Below are 17,757 nucleotides of genomic sequence, written 5' to 3' on the forward strand. Positions count from 1 at the left end.
ATAATAATTGTTTGAAGTGGTAAAATAGGTCTATAAAACGATTTGAAGAACCTTGTGCACGTATTATCCATTATTAGCATCAAAAAGTAAGGGTTTTTAATTGATTTATACTCACTTTTCCACAAATTTGATTCAATAAGCGTCAATCTGTACGAATAAAAAAATTAATTTATAAAATTTACTAAAAATAAGCAGCTGATAAAGTTTGTAGCCTATTAAAGCCATGCTAGAATTATAAGTTCTTTGAATCTAAATGCTATCTAAAAATAGATGTTACTTATATTTGAACAAATCTATAGCGGTAGATAAAAGCTGAATTTATACCAATAAATTCAATTGCAAATGATATATGACATTTATTTAAATAAGACTAAAGGTTGTCTAGATGCGCCACCCTATAAACCAACCCAACGCTAAATATAAATCTAGCACAATGACACGTTTATTCAGATCACAGTCGGCTAATTCACAGTCTGCTAATTTGATTAAAGCTGGCATGAAGACCACCAGTTCATATATTGAAAATAAAAGTAACTTTGCTAAAGCGAATGATTTAGAGGCACATGATTTTGAGGCACATGATTTTGAGGCACATGATTTTGAGGCACATGATTTTGAGGCGAATGAAAGCTTGCAATATATTGACGTCAAATTGAAAAACGCAGATGCTAAGTTTAAAGTTGTGGACGTCAAATTAGAATCTATACATTCTATAGCCAAAAAACTATCTGTCTCTCTTCTTATTATGTTAGCGTTGTTTATGTCGTTTGGCGCTCATGCTGAAAATGAATCTACGGATGCAGTGGCAGCGACAGTAGCACCAGAGCCTGAAATAATTGATCCTTTCGGTCGTCAAACACCGCGAAGTACCGTTCAAGGATTTATTAGAGCGCTATCTGAAAATAATGCTTCACTTGCTGCAAACTATCTTAATTTAAACGCGGGTGACAACCCTGTCCAAATAGTGCGCCAGCTTAAATTAGCCTTGGATCAAGGGGGAAGGCTGTATGCTGAACTGCAAATCAGTAATAGTCCCACCGGCGATTTAGCCGATCAGCTACCTTCCTCGCTTGAAAAAGTAGGTACAATCACCTCAGGTGATCAAGTGATTGATATTATATTGGTACGCAAAAACTCGGTACACGGTAATCAATACTGGCAAGTTTCCTCCGAGACCATTCAAGCTATCAAGAATACCAAATTTGCCACAAACACCTCACTTATAGATAAATACACATTTGAACCCTTCAAAGGCAAGACCGTAGGGGGTTATAACTTAGCAGATATATTTGCAGTATTGGTTTTAGCACTAATATGCATAGCTGCAAGCTATATCTTTGTTGGTGTCATTTATTTAGTGCTCAAAAAATATTATCCACGTATACGTAATAAGCCTTTACCAGCAGATTCTAAATTTATTTTACCGTTAGCGCTTGTTTTGACGTCAATCATTTTATATGAAGTGATGGTGTATGCCGGAGTCTCAGTGACGGTTAGAGAACCTGTGAACCGTATCAAAGACATTGTTGGCTGGTTTGCTTCAACATGGTTACTCTTGCGTATAATAGATGCTATTTTTAACCGTGCTGAACGCCAAAGTTATAAGAAAAACCAAACCGAACGTGTCTCCATCTTAAGCTTACTGCGAAAGGTTATAAAAACACTATTATTAATCCTAGCCTGTATATTTATATTTGGGAACTTAGGTTTTGATTTAACAACTGGTATCGCAGCGCTGGGTGTGGGTGGTTTAGCTTTAGCGTTCGGTGCTCAAAAAATGATTGAAAACTTGGTCGGTAGTGTCGTCGTTGTTGCAGATCAGCCTGTAAGAGTAGGGGATTACTGTAAGTTTGGACCGTTGGAAGGTACAGTCATCGACATAGGTATTAGGTCTACCCGTGTACGAACACTTAATCGTACCGTTGTAACCGTGCCAAATGGTGACTTTTCATCCATGTCCATCGAGAACTTTGCGTCCCGTGATATGTTTCACTTTTTGCATAATATTTATATTAAAAGAAACATCAGTGCCAGTGATCTTGACGAGTTTTTAAAGGATATGGAAGAGTTTATGAATAATCATGAACTTACCAATTCTGAATGGACGCAAGTAAGAATTGCAGAACTGCGACAGGACTGTTTGGTTATTGAGTTTCGCGCGTATGTGTATGCGAGCGGAGCCGATGAGTTTTATGATAAGCAGACACAACTGCTTATAGAGATTCTAAAAGAAGTAGAGAAGTACAACGTAGAACATGCACTTGAAACTCAGCGTATTATTATTGATACTGAAACCTCAGAAACGACACCATCAACCGCTCCTAAAACCTTTGAAAATAAACCCGTTGATGAATAAACCAGTTGATAAATAAAACATCTGATGAATTTAAGTATTGTTATTCATATCTTACAGTAGTTAATCGAACACTATAAAGCCATTACCTAGAAGTAGTGGCTTAAGTGATATCATAAGTTAAATAATAAAATATTAAATATCTACCATTCAATATTTTTTCAAATACCCTAAGACTTATTATTATCGGTTTTATTCTTTTTTAGTAACACCAGTACTGCACCATTGCCGCCATCTTTAGGCGGTGCAGAGCTAAAACCTAGCACTTCAGGCAGTTGTCTTAACCAGCCATTAACACATGTTTTTAATACAGCATCAGTACCTTTACCGTGTACTATTTTAACGACAGTTTCATTGTTCTTTTTAGCCTGAGCTATTAGGGCAATTACGGCTTCTCTAGCTTCATCAATGGTAGCACCATGGATGTCTACCGCATCATACCAGCGTAGCTTACCTTGTTTAAGCTGATTAAAGACTTTATTCTGTAACGTCGGCGTTTTGTAGATTAAATATGAATCTCCACTGACAGGATTGAGTAGCGCTTGCATATCTGATAAGCCTGATTCTAAAGTCTCAATCTCATCTCCTTGGGCCGCTGCACGCTTTGATAATGTATCAGCGTCAGGTTTAATTTTAGGTTCTTTAACCTCAGAGATTGTGTTGTTATCTTTTATAGGCTCAACACCTGCCATGGCTTGCATAAACAATATTTTTTCATCATCTATATGCTCGCTATCCAACTGTTTGACTGTTTTTTCAACTTGTTTTTTTGTGGGTAGCGCTACAGGATCAGTTGGTTTTACATTTTCTGGATCATCGGGCGAGGTAGCACGGCCTTTACTCAATTCACTTTTCAGCTCTTTAAGCTGATTTTGCATGTCTTTAGAAAATAATGATTTAGTCATATTGTCGTTCACTTTATTTATTTAATGAGCTTAGGGCGTGTACCTATTTGCAAATGAAATAAGTTATCGTCTAGAAATGTCTATATTTTCGCCAATCTTTGTATAATTTCTAGATAATATGCCTATATTATCTTCGAAATTATTCGTGTTAGACATAAATTTATCACATTTTTAGACTCATAGTCCTAATAGGGACACGCCCTAAAGTTTAATATATGTTCGTGTTAATAGTTGAATTTTGTATAGTTAATGGCAGAAGTAGAAAGTTATGTGCAAACTATTTGAGAGCTAATTTAAAGCTATAAGGTATCGATTATAACGACTCTATTAAGCTTTTAAGGGTATCCCCAGGATGGTCTGTTTTCATAAATTGCTCCCCAATTAAGAAGCTTGAAATATTGTTATCTAACATAAGCTTCATATCATCAGAATTGTGAATACCACTTTCGGTCACTAATAGTTTTGATTCTAGTTTAACATCTGTTTGAGTATCTATATATTGTTTAAGCTCTATAGAGGTTTCAAGATTCGTATTAAAAGTGTTTAAGTCGCGATTGTTAATACCGTAAATATTATGCTGAGAATGAGACAGCTTTAAAGCTCTTTCTAACTCTTGTTGGGTATGCACCTCAATTAGAACATCCATATCAAAATCACAAGCTACTTGATGTAATGAATAAAGCGTATCATCATCCAAACAGGCCACAATCAATAAAATACAGTCTGCACCTAATAAATAAGACTCGTAAATCTGATAAAAATCTATTATAAAATCCTTACGTAAGATAGGCAGAATGCTGGCTTCTTTTGCTTCTTTTAAATAGGTGTTACTACCTTGGAAATACGGTTCATCCGTTAATACTGACAAGCAGGTTGCGCCTGCTGCTTCATACTGTTTGGCAATAGAAGCGGGATTAAAATTAGGACTAATAATACCTTTTGAAGGAGACGCTTTTTTAATTTCAGCAATAATACCGGGCTGCTTCAGACAGCTTTTATGGCGTAGAGCGTTTGCAAACCCTCGACGCGGTGCGTTATTGGATTCAAACAATTCTAAAGCTTCTGATTTTATATCATCAATGGGTTTATTAGCTTTAGCTATAGATACTTCATCTTTTTTGGTTTCGATAATTTTTTTTAGTATCGAAGGTATTTCAAGGGTGTTATTCTGCATCATAATAAACTCGAATTTAAGAACACTTTATATATATCATCTTTTCTAATGTTTTGGGTGTTGTCAGGTTTAGCGCTGACAGTAAAATGAAAATAGTAATACTATAAGTTAATTAAACATTAGATTAATTTGTAATTTAACAACATTATGATTCATCAAATGCTTGAGTAAAAGCCGCTAATTCATTCATTTTTTCCAGCGCCTTACCGGATCGAATAATATTCTGTGCTTGGCTGACACCATTGGGAAGATTACTGGCAAGTCCTGCCACGTAAATAGCCGCGCCAGCATTCAATGCAATCATGTCTCTTGCTTTATTTACACTACTTTTTGTTGACTTGTGGCCCGACAAAGCAGCTTGAATAAGATTGAGACTTTCATCAGAAGAATTCACACTCAAGCCGATTAGCGTTTGCGATTCTATACCTGCGTCTTCAGGATATAACTCATATACCGTCACTACTCCATCTTTAAGTTCTGCAACTTTAGTGCTGGTAGCAAGACTGATCTCGTCCAAGCCATCTTTAGAGCCTACCACCATCACATGATTTGCACCTAAGTTTTTAAATACATGAGCCAAAGGTTCGCACAACGTGTCTGCAAATACACCAACGAGTAAATTTTTGACACCAGCTGGGTTGGTTAAAGGCCCCAGTATGTTAAAGATGGTACGAATCCTTAGCGCTCTACGTACAGGAATTGCATGTTTCATGGCTTTATGATGATTAGGTGCAAATAAAAAGCCAATGTTTTGCTGCTCTATACATTGGCGGGCTTGATCTGGAGTAATACTTAAATTTAGACCTGCCTGCTCAAGCAAATCAGAGCTACCAGATTTTGAAGACACCCCTCGATTTCCATGCTTTGCAACATGCGCGCCTACAGCGGCAGCAACGAATGCAGAAGCGGTGGAAACGTTAAACAAATTACTGTCATCTCCACCAGTACCAACAATATCAACCAGATTTTCGCAGTTTGGTTCAATTTTGGTCGCAAAATCTAACATGACACTTGCAGAAGCGGTTATCTCGTCGATGGCCTCACCTTTCATATTTAATCCAGTGAGGATAGCACCCATAGCTGCGTATGAGCATCGCCCATCCATAATTATCGTCATTACTTCACGCATCTCTTTGACCGTCAAATCGATGCGTTTGGTAATACGGTTTAATGCGGTGGTCAAAATGTGGTTAACCTGATCATCAGTTAAATTTGCCGTAGAAAAAGCTTCATTATGTGTCATAAGTTTCAAATTATTAGTAGTTTAAGAAGATTTAAAGTCCATGATTTATTTCAAAAATCATAACATTTATGGCATACATCATCATATTATGTCATAAGTTCTCATATCAGAACATTATACTATAGTCGAAGAAGTCAAATGGTTACTAGGCGCCGAGTGAAAGTATTACTCTTTAGGCTTAGCAAGTTTAACGTTTCAACCGTTTCGTTGTTTGTTGACTATAACGTGACGGTATTTTCTAAATTCAAATAGCTGACAACACTATAGACAGATTTAAATTTAAACCCCTCTCTCAACTTATTACACCCTATAGTAGGGCGTGCTTTAGCCCAGCCAAATTTATCTATTAATGTAATATGCTGGACTAAAGCAACAGCCTACGCAAAGTTTTGACAGTAAGTTAAATCTCATAAAATTTATAAATGAAATTCACAATAAATATCAAGTCTATTGAACTCAAAGCGACTATATTTAAACCAAATCATTGAGTTTTAAAAAGTTTTTAAATAGCTTCAGCCCGTCGTGACTTAGAATAGATTCAGGATGAAACTGAACACCTTCAATAGGAAATTGCTTATGGCGTATGGCCATGATTTCATTGAGTTCCGTATCCAACTCATTTAGTAACATATTAGGATTTGATAGATGGATGTTTGGATTTGTTGGGTGGCTTTGCGCAGATGAATCAATAGGCGCTGAGCTTTCTATGCTTTTAGTGGATAGTGTGTTGTGTGACGTGTTTTTAAGACGATCTTCACTACGCGTCCAAGCCGTCACTACTAAGCTTGATGGTAATGTCGCTTTATCAACAATTAAAGAATGATATCTGGTAAATTCAGTAGGGTTATTTATACCTTTAAATAAGCCTGCTTGATTATGATATATTTTAGAGACTCTACCGTGCATCACTTTTGGTGCATGTATAATTTTTGAACCAAATGCTTTTGCAATAGCTTGATGACCTAAGCAAACGCCGAGAATAGGAATACTATTATAAAAGTGATTCACGCAGTCCAAAGTTATACCAGCCTGAGATGGGGTACCAGGGCCAGGGCCGAGAACAATCGCTTTAGGAGACATATGCGTGATTTCTTTGATACTAATGTCGTCATTTTTACAGACGAGCACGTTGGTATCAAGCTGTTCTAAGTATTGCAAAATATTGTAGGTAAAGCTGTCATAGTTATCTATTAGCAATATCATAATTTAATTGGCACTTTGTAAATAAATTTATAAGCGATATTATAAGTGAGTTAAAGAGCGAGATTATAAGTGTATCAACGAGTGAATTAATAAGCGGGTTTATAAGTGTGTTGACAAGCGAATTGATAAGACAATTAACAAGTCAATTAATAATAGAACAAATGACAACTTATTGAATTGAATGACACGCATTCAAAAAATAAATAGGGTGATATCATTTCATACTAATATGCACTAAAATAGTTCTTTCCTGTTTACTATTGCACAATAAAAGTGCCTTTATAATTTAAAATTTGTTTATTGACAGTGCATATAGATTTTTAATAAATCTCTAATAGCTGATCAAATTACTCATTCCTTATTAAGGCTTGAAATTATAAGCGATAGGGCCGTAAATTTCACCCTACTAAATATTGGTAAATGATTCTGGCATATGATTTGCAATATCTAAATCAGAAAATCTTAAGTTAAAAAACTTAATTTATGAATGAGAAGCCATTAGATAAGGACGTCATTTAAAGTATATATTGATACGGCTCTTTGATTATTATTTAAGTTACTGATTTAGTTGCTAGAGTGGTATATAAGCTGTTATCAAAAACTGATTTATATTTTGAGGTTCATCTTTTAAGGGTTTATATTGAAAGACTACTAGGTTTTTATTCTGCTGTCGCCTATACTATTTTAAGCCTTTACTAAATCATGAAAGCCTATAATATGTATGTGGATGAAAGTAACGTATCAATAGGAATAACTTAGGAATAACTTAATTTTTTAAACGTGCTATATAATCATATATTGCATAAATTTTTAGAATTAGTTGCGTTTGAACTAACGACAACTAAGTATTTGTTACTAATAAATGGAGAGACATAAAATGTCGAACAAACTTTTTGATCTAATCAATGAATCTGGTGCTAAATGGGTAGATTTTCGTTTTACCGATACCCGCGGTAAAGAGCAACATATCAGTTATCCAGCGTCTACAATCGACGAAGATGTCCTTGAAGATGGTAAAATGTTTGATGGATCATCAGTAGCAGGCTGGAAAGGTATTGAAGCGTCTGACATGATTCTACGTCCAGATCCTGAAACTGCGTTTGTAGACCCGTTTTATGATGCAACGACAGTTGTTGTAACCTGTGACATCATTGAGCCTACGACGATGCAGGGTTATTCTCGTGATCCACGTTCAATTGCGCGCCGTGCAGAAGAATATTTAAAATCTACAGGCATTGGTGATACGGCTTACTTTGGTCCAGAGCCTGAATTCTTCGTATTTGATGACGTTAAATGGTCAGTAGATATGTCAGGTGCCCGCCATCGTATCACAGCTGAAGAAGCAGCTTGGTCTACTGATAACGACTATGATTGGGGTAATATGGGTCACCGTCCACGTGTTAAAGGCGGTTATTTCCCAGTACCACCAGTAGATAGCTCACAAGATCTTCGTTCGGTTATGTGTCAGCGTTTAGAAGACATAATGGGTCCAGACCGCGTTGAAGTACATCATCATGAAGTTGCATCATGTCAGTCTGAAATTGGTGTGTCATTCAACACTATGGTTCGTAAAGCTGATGAAGTTCAGCAATTTAAATACGTAGTCCATAACGTCGCACATCAATTCGGCAAAACTGCGACCTTTATGCCAAAACCTATCGTTGGTGATAACGGCTCTGGTATGCACGTGCACATGTCAATCTCTAAAGATGGTGTCAACACGTTTGCTGGTGATGAATACGCTGGTTTATCAGAAAATGCACTATATTACATCGGTGGTATTATCAAGCATGCTCGTGCGCTAAATGCGATTGTTAACCCATCAACTAACAGCTATAAGCGTCTAGTACCACATTATGAAGCGCCTATCATGTTAGCTTATTCAGCTCGCAACCGTTCAGCATCTATCCGTATTCCATATGTCAGTTCACCTAAAGGTGTACGCGTTGAAGCACGTTTCCCTGATCCTACTGCCAACCCATATCTAGCTTTCGCGGCTTTATTGATGGCTGGCCTTGACGGTATTCAGAACAAAATCCATCCAGGTGATGCAGCTGATAAAAATTTATATGATCTTCCTCCTGAAGAAGAAGGTTCAATCCCAACTGTTGCTGAGAACCTAGAAGTAGCGCTTCAAGCTCTTAAAGATGACCATGAGTTCTTACTAAAAGGTGATGTATTCACTAAAGACATGTTAGATGGCTTCATTGATCTTAAAGAAGAAGAAGTTCAGCGTCTAAATACAACAGTACATCCAGTTGAATTTGATATGTACTATAGCTTATAAGCCGTTGTAGACTGCTTCTAATAATCAAAACAATAAAATCCCTGACTAAAAGTCAGGGATTTTTTTTATTAATCTTTAACGCTCAATTACTTCATCCAAGGTATGAGCTCAATCGTACCGCTAGCAGTAACGCTCAGCTTAGTATTACCGCCTTCAAAGTTTTGAGCGGGTACACTACCTTTAAAAGAAGATTCGCGCATCATCATTACCGGACGTGGCTGATAACCACCATTGGTATTAAGAGAAACATTGACGATTTGATACCCGCTCATATCCCAAGTTTCAGTTAAAGATTTCGCTTGCTCTTTAAATTGCAGTGATGCTTTTTTGATTAACGCCTGTTCTATTTGTTTTTGTTTGTTCTCAGAGACGCCAAAGTTAATATTTTGGATGACTAAGGTATTTTGTAATTTAGAAATTAGCTCGCTAGTGCTAGTAAAGTCGTTGCTATTTAAATCAATACTGACAGAGCCTGTCCAGCCCGTTATTTTGCCATCTTTATTATATATTGGATGGTTATTTTGTTGACCGGTAGTTGCAGTCACGGTAGGGTAGCGTTTGGCGATATTAAGTGCTTGATTAATAGCGGTATTTAACTGGGTAGCTAGTAGATTTGGGTCAGAGGATTGTACTTGTTTGGATAAAGTAGCCGTTACTTCATCATTTTCGACCTCTTGTCTCGCTTCTACATCAAAGCTGATTTGATTGTAGCCATTGGGTTCTGCATGCGCAACTTGAGTGATTGATGCAGCACAACCGATTAATGACAATAAGCTGGCTTTAGTTAGCGTTTTAGACATTGATTTAAACATAGAGTGAATCCTTACCCGTAAAGTTATTATATTAATGAATTGGTTTATTTAACTATACTAGTTTATTAGGAATATTAGTATTGCCACTTATAAACATACCAACTAAATAGTAGCAGTTTTAAATATTGCCGTAAGTTCTAAACCTGTGAATATTGTTTCAATAAAAAACTGAAATTTAATTATTCCAAAACGCGCAACTTCACTACATCAATGATACTTTACATAAATGATGCTTAGTCAATAAGGGTTACTATTAATTCGAATCTACTTGAAAACAATGAAAGTTTAGGTATAATACGTGTTTGGTGGCTCCATTGGTAGCCTCGCAACAGTGTACTACGAACCCCGCCAGGACCGGAAGGTAGCAACGGTAGTAGATATATTGTGTGCCGAGGATGTGCTGATGGGGCCATCATTTTTTATGTCTAAAATCTATTCATAGTTATTGTTTTATAAAGTTTATGAGTCATGATGGTCTGCCACTATAAAGTGTCAGACTTTTTTTTGCACAATTTAGATGATTACTACACAATGTATAGTTTATTGATTGCTATGATAAGTGCTTACACTATATGAGTTATATTGAATCGTTAGATAATATCGATTCCTCAATAAGTTTTGGAAAGTCATAAGTAATTAATTGAATCATAGGCTATTGACTGAATCATAAGCTATTGATTAAGCACTGTGGTATTAATAGGTTCTCAAGTTGTTTATTAACTAATCCTTGATCAATTCGTAAGTTATAAAAATTATAAAAAAGGTGACTGCTATGAAAGCCGAGATTATCGCCATTGGAACTGAGATATTAATTGGTCAAATTGTGAATACCAATGCTCAATATATGGCTAAAGAATTGGCAGATTTGGGCGTGGATGTCTACTTTCAAGGCGTGGTAGGTGATAATATGATCCGCGTTAAAGAGGCGCTGAGCATCGCCAGTAAGCGTTCAGACCTAGTAGTTTGCTGTGGAGGTTTGGGCCCAACTGAAGATGATTTAACCAAAGACGCTATCGCCGAATTTACGAACTCTAATCTGATTATCGATAAAGCAGCGGAACACAAAATCCTTGAATTGTTTAAAGGCGGGGGTAAGTCACTAATCGCCTCTAATAAAAGACAAGCCAATATTATTAAAGGCAGTCATATACTTAATAACGAAGTTGGACTTGCTGTGGGCTTTGTTCATCAATACCAAGGCACCTATTTTGCAGTGATACCAGGCCCACCTAGAGAAATGAAAGTAATGTTTGAGTGTGCGCTTAAGCCTTATATTGATAACTTACTTGGCAAGCGAAAAAAGCTTTATTCAAAGTATCTTAAGTTTGGCAATATCGGTGAGTCTGCTGTGGAGAATACTCTAAAAGATTTAATTAAACACCAAAAAGAGGTATCAATTGCCCCTTATGCCGGTATAGGTGAGATTACAGTTCGGTTGTCAGTTAAATCACAGAGTGCTGAACACGCAGAAAAGGATATTAAACCAATCGTAAGTCAGATAAAGGAGTTATTGGGTAACTATCTGTATAGTGAACAAAATGAGTCACTTGAACAGGTATTAGGTCAAATACAGATTGATAACTTTGGGGTTATTGAAATTAACACCAGTGCTTACTTGAGTCATAGAATCTTAAGTACGGACGCCACCTATGAGAATTTATTAGTTAGCACTACCAAAACTGAAAAAATGAATATCACGCCAGCATTGGCAAAAAGTCAGTTTATAGAATTTATTAACCAACACCAGTTAGAAAATGGTTTGGGTTTATTACATTGCAAAGTCTCTCAAACATCAGTGACAGCATCTGGTCGCCCAAAGAAACGGTTCTTTATTGCTTTGTGTATTAACAACCAAGTGACAGTTATTGAAAGAACCTTTATCGGAGATAGACAAGCAGTTCAAATACGAGCGGCTAAAACGGCATTATTTATGTTCATCAAACAATTAAAAGAGCAGTGATACATCAACCCTTTAATTTACATCAACGTTTTAAAATGCATCAAGACTTTAAGTTGCATCAACTCTTTAAGTTGCATCAACACTTCAAAATGTCAGAATGTCGAACTCATAACGGAAATTTCGAACATACGAGAGGTTAGAGTAGATACGTTATTAAAGCAGATTATAGTATAAACATAAAAAAAGCTTGCCACATTAATGTGACAAGCTTTTAAGAATATGGTGGAGATGGCGGAAACTAAACTTAATAACTAAGATATTGATATTAAAGGTATTTATTAATTTAAATTTATTTTATACCAACAAATATACCAACAATAAAAAAAGTTACCATCAGTTTTTAGCTTAAAATAATCTGTAATTTTACATCAGAATAGAATTGTTACTGATTGTAATTTGATAATCAATACAGATCGAATTTATAAACTATCACATTTTGGTTAACTGCCATTGCTTCTAACTTATCCAATAAAGCATCTCTACCAAACAGAATAAGACAATCGCTATCTTCAATAAGTTGCTGTGGGGTGTCCACTGTTATAACTCTCTTTTGAGCGACACCAGCATAACGGCGAGCCCATCTGTTCGCTTTGGTATCTTTACCTATGACTATATCAAGGCTCATTACGCTATAGTTCTTTATAACCTCATTACAGCACTGTATAAGCCTCGGATAGTGGCGATAATTGAAGTTCTTACAGGTCTTAATCGCTATTCTGTGGTTATATGTCGCCATAGTTGCATCAGTATTGTTTATTCAAAATATGGTTAGTTGTTGGCAAGCGAGCTGTAGTTTCATTTTAAATGTGAGCCTTAAATACATGATAGGTAATTCTGCATTTCAAATGCTAAATAATTTGCATCTGTGTGGAGTTAATTACCATGCAGTTAACTGACTCTTAAGTCATCAGATGATACGCCTACAATATTACCTTGATATGACTGTTCACGTGCGTGTGCGTACTGTTCCAAAAACCTCTTTTTATACTGTAAAAAAATCCATTAATGAAGTGCTTTATAAGCTTATTAGTAAGTTACCAAAGCTTTTAATTTTGCGACTATGAATATTTGTGCAAGTGGGCGGTACTTTGATGCTAACTTTTAAACTTTTTTACCACCTCTCCCTAACGTGTCCGAAAATTATCAAAATTCCATTATCTTTTTAAGCACTGGGTCATTGTTATATTTCTCTCGTTGCTCCAATGCAGTGCCACCACCTAGTAACTTGCATTTACTCATAGTACAACTTAACGCTGTTTTATAATCGTTTTCTGTAAGTGCTAATTGTCTTATTTGATCTATTTCCTGTAGGACTGTATCGAGTGTGATTTCATCTCTTAATCTACTGCTCATAACTTACCTCTTTTTGTCCATCAGGGTTTATTCTTGCATCCTCCACTTGGATAACGACTTTAACAGGCTGGACTTCCTCATCTTCAATAACTCCATTATCCAGCCCAAATAATTTAGCCTTACTCATAGTAGCACTGATCATAGCAGTAGCCTTGCCAGTGTCTTTGGCTATCTGCCTTGCATCGTCTAATTCTGCTATAAGATCGTTAACGGTCATATTTAATAACTCTGTGTTGTGTTGTTCACTGGGTCAACTATCGTCCTAATGACTTTTATATTATCCTCTGCTATTTCGTCCATCAGATTTGACACACTCTGAATGTCATTATCCGATGGATTAACTGGATTTGGATTTGCCAGTCCTAATAACTTAGCTTGGGTCATAGTAGCATTAACCAAACCATTCACGTTCTCATTCTTAATGGCTATATCTTTGGCAAGCTGTAAATCCTGTATCAAGTCGTTTAAATCTGGCATTCTCATTCATTCGTCTCATTGTTTGGTAAATAGGCAAGCGTGGCATTTATCGCTTGTTTAGCCACCGTATGATATTCATTCAATAATCTATCGTATGTTTTTTGGTGCATATAACGAGGTCTATCTCCTATGCCATGTGCAAGCCCACCTTGCCAGCCTAAACGCTTTCTAAGCTCTGCTATACGCTTAAAATACCTATCAATGGGCTGTATAAGCTGTGTTTGATAGTTAGCACCTATGCAGTGTCTACAGACGTATATACCAGCACAATAAAGCACACTGACACGCTTAAAACACTTAGGGCACTGCCACCAGTAACGCTTACCGCCATAATTTGGCTGTGTCGTTGTCACTGGTAGATCATATTGATAATTTTGCTGTTTGTAAGAGTAGTTTAAGGTAATAGCAGATACTTTATCCGATACTCTCAATTGATCTCTATATCTGCTAATTGATAGTCTGGGGTAGTCTCTGAGACTGTGAGCAGTAGCTAATATAGGCATTAATATCTAAATCATTAGAAAGTTTAGTTATATTATAACATTTTAGTTTTAATTTTTTCCTATAATGATTTAATAAATTCTATAAACTTAATAAAGGTTTATTGTTTATTAATTTTGACATTCGTTACACTTTCTTGCATATTCTATTTATGAGTTATACGGTAAGATAATTTAAAAAATGAGTCTCACTATGAATATTAAAAAAATACTGTTGGTTTCTTTGGCAGTTATTCTAACCTTGACAATAATATTGTATATCCCTCAATTAGCTATAGTTCTTATCATTGGTGTTTTGCTTTACAAATGGATTAATGCAAAGAAAAAAATAGAAGAATACGAAGAGAAGTATTCAAAAATCATTGACGTTGATTCAGCAGTAGATAACTCAAAAGCAGAATTAGAAAAAATTAATTTTGAAATCGCAAAACTCAAGGAAAATTATACAGAAAAGCGAACTCTATATGATGAATTAATACACAAAGTAGCTATCTTTGATGAACGTTTAGACTTTGCTGAGATGGGGCTATATGAACCTCATTTTGATTTTGATGTTTCAGAATCATATAAGAATAAAATAAAAGAGGTTAAAGAAAAACAGAAAGAAATGATTAGAGATAAGTCAGCTATTACTTGCACAATTGAATGGCAAGTTAGTGGTAGCAAGGCTGAAGGGCGTAAAATGACTAATAGGGGCATTCGTTTAACTGCTAGAGCATTTAACAATGAATGCGATGCAGCAATTGCTAATGTGTCTTGGAATAATATTGAAAGAATGGAAAAAAGGATTAAAAAAGCATTCGAAGCTATTAATAAGCTAAACGAGACCAATAAAATATATATTTCTCATCCGTATTTAAAATTAAAACTTAATGAACTATATCTAGCACATGAATATAAAGAGAAGCGACAAATTGAAAAAGAAGAACAGGCCGAATTGCGTAGATTAGAGCGTGAGGAAGAAAAGTTAAAGAAAGAAGCAGAAAGAGCTTTAGCTGAAGAGAAAAAATTGGAAGACTTATTAAGTAAGATTCAAGAAAAAGCAAAGCATTCACAAGGCGAAGAACTTGAAAGGCTGAAAGCAGAAATAGCCCAACTTGGAGATGAACTTAAGGACATGCAGAAAGAACACGATAGAGTTAAAGCAATGGCAGAACAAACTAAATTAGGATATGTGTACGTTATATCTAATGTAGGATCATTTGGAGAAAATGTTTATAAAATTGGAATGACAAGAAGATTGGAACCAATGGATAGAGTAAAAGAGCTTGGTGATGCAAGTGTACCTTTCTATTTTGATGTTCACGCAATGATATTTAGTGAAGATGCACCAGCTTTAGAAGCAACAATTCAAAGAGAGTTTGCAGATAAAAGACTGAATTTAGTCAATTTCAGAAAAGAATTTTTCAATGTAACTCTTGAAGAAATTAAAGAAAAAGTTTGGGAACTAGAACCTGATGTTGAATTTATCGATGAAATTGAAGCTAGAGAATTTAAAGAATCCTTATCATTAAGAAAAAGTACAAGTTTTGAATCAACTTCAGATTTGCCAGCTGAAATCTAATATAAGATTTTAAATAATTATGAAAAAAATGAGGAACTATCAATTAAGTTTTCCTCATTTATTTAGTTTAATTCTACTGGCTGAATAGTTGTTAGCTAACTTACCCTTCTCCTCTTTACTACGCTCTTTAGCTAAGTAACTGCCACGCTTAAAAGCTTGATTAAATTTATCTTGTTCACCTCTAGCAATTATGTAATAACAATTTTTAGGTGTGTAAGCAGATAAATCATATATTGATGCCATATAATCAATGCGATCTATTATTCGTTGGGGATAAATCACCTTGTTAGCGTCAATCATAAGGATTAAGTGATAATGTTGTTTTTCAGAGTCTTTTTGCTCTCTTACCCATAAATGACCAATGTCTCTAGTTTTATAGTTGTTTCTAAACCATTTTTTCAACTGTCTGAGAAATTTACTCATCACTGAATTAGTTTCAGTATATTCATAAATTCTTATGTCAATTCTTAGAAACATTATTCTGCTATGTTTCGATAACATTATATTCATTTGTTCATATAATGCTTTTAAAATTTCAACATAACAGCCGTATGAACCATTGGCGTTTATGGGTAACTTCAACCCATTCAGCTCTATGCTGTTTTTATAGGTTATCTGCCTCATATTAAGCCTGTATGTAGTAAATGCTAATAGATAATATGAAATACCGACCTGTTTTTAATAATTTACCTAACCCCTAAAGCTATATGGTGACTTAGCTAAAGGGGCAGTGATTAATTAAAATTTCAGGGTACAATATTGACATTAGTTTACGGTTGTAAACTCAATTAACATTTACTTTCAAACGGCTTTTAGTGGTCATAGATAACCTTAATTTCCTAGCTAATTTGCCAAAATTTGGGGGTCTATGAGGTGATAGCAGGGTATCAAGGCATAAATACACCTTTAGACTTCCTGATATGCCTATAGACTCCCTTATTTTATCTTTGCCATTATCTTTTACTGCTTCTCTAAGATAAAAGCAAACTGGTTCACCTTTTAGATATTTTCTATTTTGGTAATTATCATCTAAGGGGCATATAGGGGCGTTGCAACTATCAAACCGTTTGCATCTGTGCATATTCATTGATCAACCCCCTGAATGAAGTTTGTAACTAAAACAGGGGCTGGCTTGCAAGATGGTAGTATGAGCATTAGTAATGCAATGAATATAACCAGTATGAAAGTTGAATAGTTTTTAAAAATGCGTTTAAATATATTTGTTCGTTGCTTTGGTCGGCTGTGAACATTGTTTGAGGGGCGGTTATTTTTCTCCATAATTAACTACTCCCTCTAACAATCCATCATTTTTATTTAATCGCTTGTTATATCTTTCTATATCTTCAGTATCAATCCAATAAACTGCATGTTTAACATTGTTGACTACCATTCTACTTTGGATATTTAAGCCTTGTTTCCTGAGCCTATAAATCACATCACGATACGCAAGGCAACCAAATTCCAGCATCAATTCTAACCCTGTAAGGGTCTTACCAGACAATAGATATTCTTTAACTTTTAAAGTTTTATTAGTTTTAATATCCATGATTAAGCCTCCTCTTTATCAGTTGAGGTAGGCAGTTGGCTCTCAAGCCATGCTAAAACATCAGAATTACGCCATGCCACCATAGTAGGTGATAACTTAACGCTGGCAGGGAAGCGCCCATCATTACTCCATTCGTGTAATGTGGTACGGCTAAAAGGTAAGAATGGCAGAATGTCTTTTGCTCTGCTCATTCCTTGAGATGGTAGGTATTTTGCATATTTACTTAGTGATAAATGCTCAGCATCACAATTTGATTTTTGATTAAAGTCGATAACTTTACTATTGGTAGGATTATTCATATATATCTCTCCATACTGTTTATATTTAACGGTATCTGTAGTTACCGCTTGTATGGAATGATAGGTATATTCATAAGGCAG

Annotated in this window: 17 protein-coding genes and 1 other RNA gene; 5 read left to right on the plus strand and 13 right to left on the minus strand. The window is 35.5% G+C overall.

All coding sequences use genetic code 11. The features are described 5' to 3' along the window. Positions 1–385 precede the first annotated feature (385 nt). A complete protein-coding gene (locus AC21OH_RS02895) occupies positions 386–2,356 on the plus strand; it encodes a mechanosensitive ion channel family protein (RefSeq protein ID WP_491140016.1) in 1,971 nt (656 codons plus the stop codon). 167 nt (positions 2,357–2,523) lie between these two features. On the opposite strand, the gene AC21OH_RS02900 is transcribed toward AC21OH_RS02895, so the two are convergent. The 4 genes from AC21OH_RS02900 to AC21OH_RS02915 form a co-directional block, all read right to left on the minus strand. Next, on the minus strand, positions 2,524–3,258 hold the full coding sequence (locus tag AC21OH_RS02900; protein WP_487370314.1) for a Smr/MutS family protein: 735 nt from the start codon (positions 3,256–3,258) through the stop codon (positions 2,524–2,526). Positions 3,259–3,571: 313 nt separating this feature from the next. After that, positions 3,572–4,435 carry an indole-3-glycerol phosphate synthase TrpC gene (gene trpC / locus AC21OH_RS02905; RefSeq protein WP_487370313.1) on the minus strand — a complete coding sequence of 288 codons (864 nt, stop codon included), beginning with the start codon at positions 4,433–4,435 and terminating at the stop codon, positions 3,572–3,574. A gap of 142 nt (positions 4,436–4,577) precedes the next feature. After that, positions 4,578–5,675 carry an anthranilate phosphoribosyltransferase gene (gene trpD, locus AC21OH_RS02910; RefSeq protein ID WP_487370312.1) on the minus strand — a complete coding sequence of 366 codons (1,098 nt, stop codon included), beginning with the start codon at positions 5,673–5,675 and terminating at the stop codon, positions 4,578–4,580. A gap of 471 nt (positions 5,676–6,146) precedes the next feature. Continuing rightward, complete coding sequence (locus AC21OH_RS02915) at positions 6,147–6,878, minus strand: anthranilate synthase component II (protein WP_487370311.1); 732 nt, start codon at positions 6,876–6,878, stop codon at positions 6,147–6,149. 877 nt (positions 6,879–7,755) lie between these two features. Between AC21OH_RS02915 and glnA the strand changes: the two genes are divergently transcribed. After that, positions 7,756–9,165: a type I glutamate--ammonia ligase gene (glnA, locus tag AC21OH_RS02920; RefSeq protein ID WP_487370310.1), complete on the plus strand. Its 1,410-nt coding sequence runs from the start codon at positions 7,756–7,758 to the stop codon at positions 9,163–9,165. An 86-nt stretch (positions 9,166–9,251) separates the two neighbouring features. Here the strand turns inward: glnA and AC21OH_RS02925 are convergent, their stop codons facing one another. Beyond that, positions 9,252–9,977, minus strand: a complete 726-nt coding sequence (locus AC21OH_RS02925; RefSeq protein WP_487370309.1) for an SIMPL domain-containing protein — start codon at positions 9,975–9,977, stop codon at positions 9,252–9,254. Between the two features lie 312 nt (positions 9,978–10,289). On the opposite strand from AC21OH_RS02925, the gene ffs reads away from it, so the two are divergent. Both ffs and AC21OH_RS02935 read left to right on the plus strand, forming a co-directional pair. Beyond that, positions 10,290–10,386, plus strand: an RNA gene (gene ffs / locus AC21OH_RS02930) — signal recognition particle sRNA small type. 363 nt (positions 10,387–10,749) lie between these two features. Beyond that, a complete protein-coding gene (locus AC21OH_RS02935; RefSeq protein WP_487370308.1) occupies positions 10,750–11,937 on the plus strand; it encodes a CinA family nicotinamide mononucleotide deamidase-related protein in 1,188 nt (395 codons plus the stop codon). 403 nt (positions 11,938–12,340) lie between these two features. On the opposite strand, the gene AC21OH_RS02940 is transcribed toward AC21OH_RS02935, so the two are convergent. From AC21OH_RS02940 to AC21OH_RS02960, 5 genes are all read right to left on the minus strand, one after another. Next, positions 12,341–12,562 carry a hypothetical protein gene (locus AC21OH_RS02940; RefSeq protein ID WP_487370307.1) on the minus strand — a complete coding sequence of 74 codons (222 nt, stop codon included), beginning with the start codon at positions 12,560–12,562 and terminating at the stop codon, positions 12,341–12,343. A 518-nt stretch (positions 12,563–13,080) separates the two neighbouring features. Beyond that, entirely contained in the window at positions 13,081–13,290 is a 210-nt protein-coding gene (locus AC21OH_RS02945; protein WP_487370306.1) for a hypothetical protein, read from the minus strand. Further along, the gene (locus AC21OH_RS02950; protein WP_487370305.1) at positions 13,280–13,507 is read right to left on the minus strand and encodes a hypothetical protein; all 228 of its coding nucleotides are present in this window, start codon (positions 13,505–13,507) and stop codon (positions 13,280–13,282) included. The genes AC21OH_RS02945 and AC21OH_RS02950 overlap by 11 nt, the downstream gene beginning before the upstream one ends. A gap of 2 nt (positions 13,508–13,509) precedes the next feature. Further along, entirely contained in the window at positions 13,510–13,767 is a 258-nt protein-coding gene (locus AC21OH_RS02955) for a hypothetical protein (protein WP_487370304.1), read from the minus strand. A gap of 2 nt (positions 13,768–13,769) precedes the next feature. Beyond that, on the minus strand, positions 13,770–14,270 hold the full coding sequence (locus tag AC21OH_RS02960; RefSeq protein ID WP_487370303.1) for a hypothetical protein: 501 nt from the start codon (positions 14,268–14,270) through the stop codon (positions 13,770–13,772). 190 nt (positions 14,271–14,460) lie between these two features. Here AC21OH_RS02960 and AC21OH_RS02965 point away from each other — a divergent pair, with 190 nt between their 5' ends. After that, on the plus strand, positions 14,461–15,831 hold the full coding sequence (locus AC21OH_RS02965) for an SNIPE associated domain-containing protein (RefSeq protein WP_487370302.1): 1,371 nt from the start codon (positions 14,461–14,463) through the stop codon (positions 15,829–15,831). 54 nt (positions 15,832–15,885) lie between these two features. Here the strand turns inward: AC21OH_RS02965 and AC21OH_RS02970 are convergent, their stop codons facing one another. The 3 genes from AC21OH_RS02970 to AC21OH_RS02980 all read right to left on the minus strand — a co-directional run bounded on the left by AC21OH_RS02970 (position 15,886) and on the right by AC21OH_RS02980 (position 17,676). Beyond that, positions 15,886–16,455, minus strand: a complete 570-nt coding sequence (locus AC21OH_RS02970) for a YagK/YfjJ domain-containing protein (protein WP_487370301.1) — start codon at positions 16,453–16,455, stop codon at positions 15,886–15,888. 640 nt (positions 16,456–17,095) lie between these two features. Next, positions 17,096–17,377: a helix-turn-helix domain-containing protein gene (locus AC21OH_RS02975; protein ID WP_487370300.1), complete on the minus strand. Its 282-nt coding sequence runs from the start codon at positions 17,375–17,377 to the stop codon at positions 17,096–17,098. A gap of 2 nt (positions 17,378–17,379) precedes the next feature. Continuing rightward, positions 17,380–17,676 carry a helix-turn-helix transcriptional regulator gene (locus AC21OH_RS02980; RefSeq protein WP_487370299.1) on the minus strand — a complete coding sequence of 99 codons (297 nt, stop codon included), beginning with the start codon at positions 17,674–17,676 and terminating at the stop codon, positions 17,380–17,382. Positions 17,677–17,757: the final 81 nt, after the last annotated feature.

Source organism: Psychrobacter sp. CX10 (genome assembly GCF_057621575.2).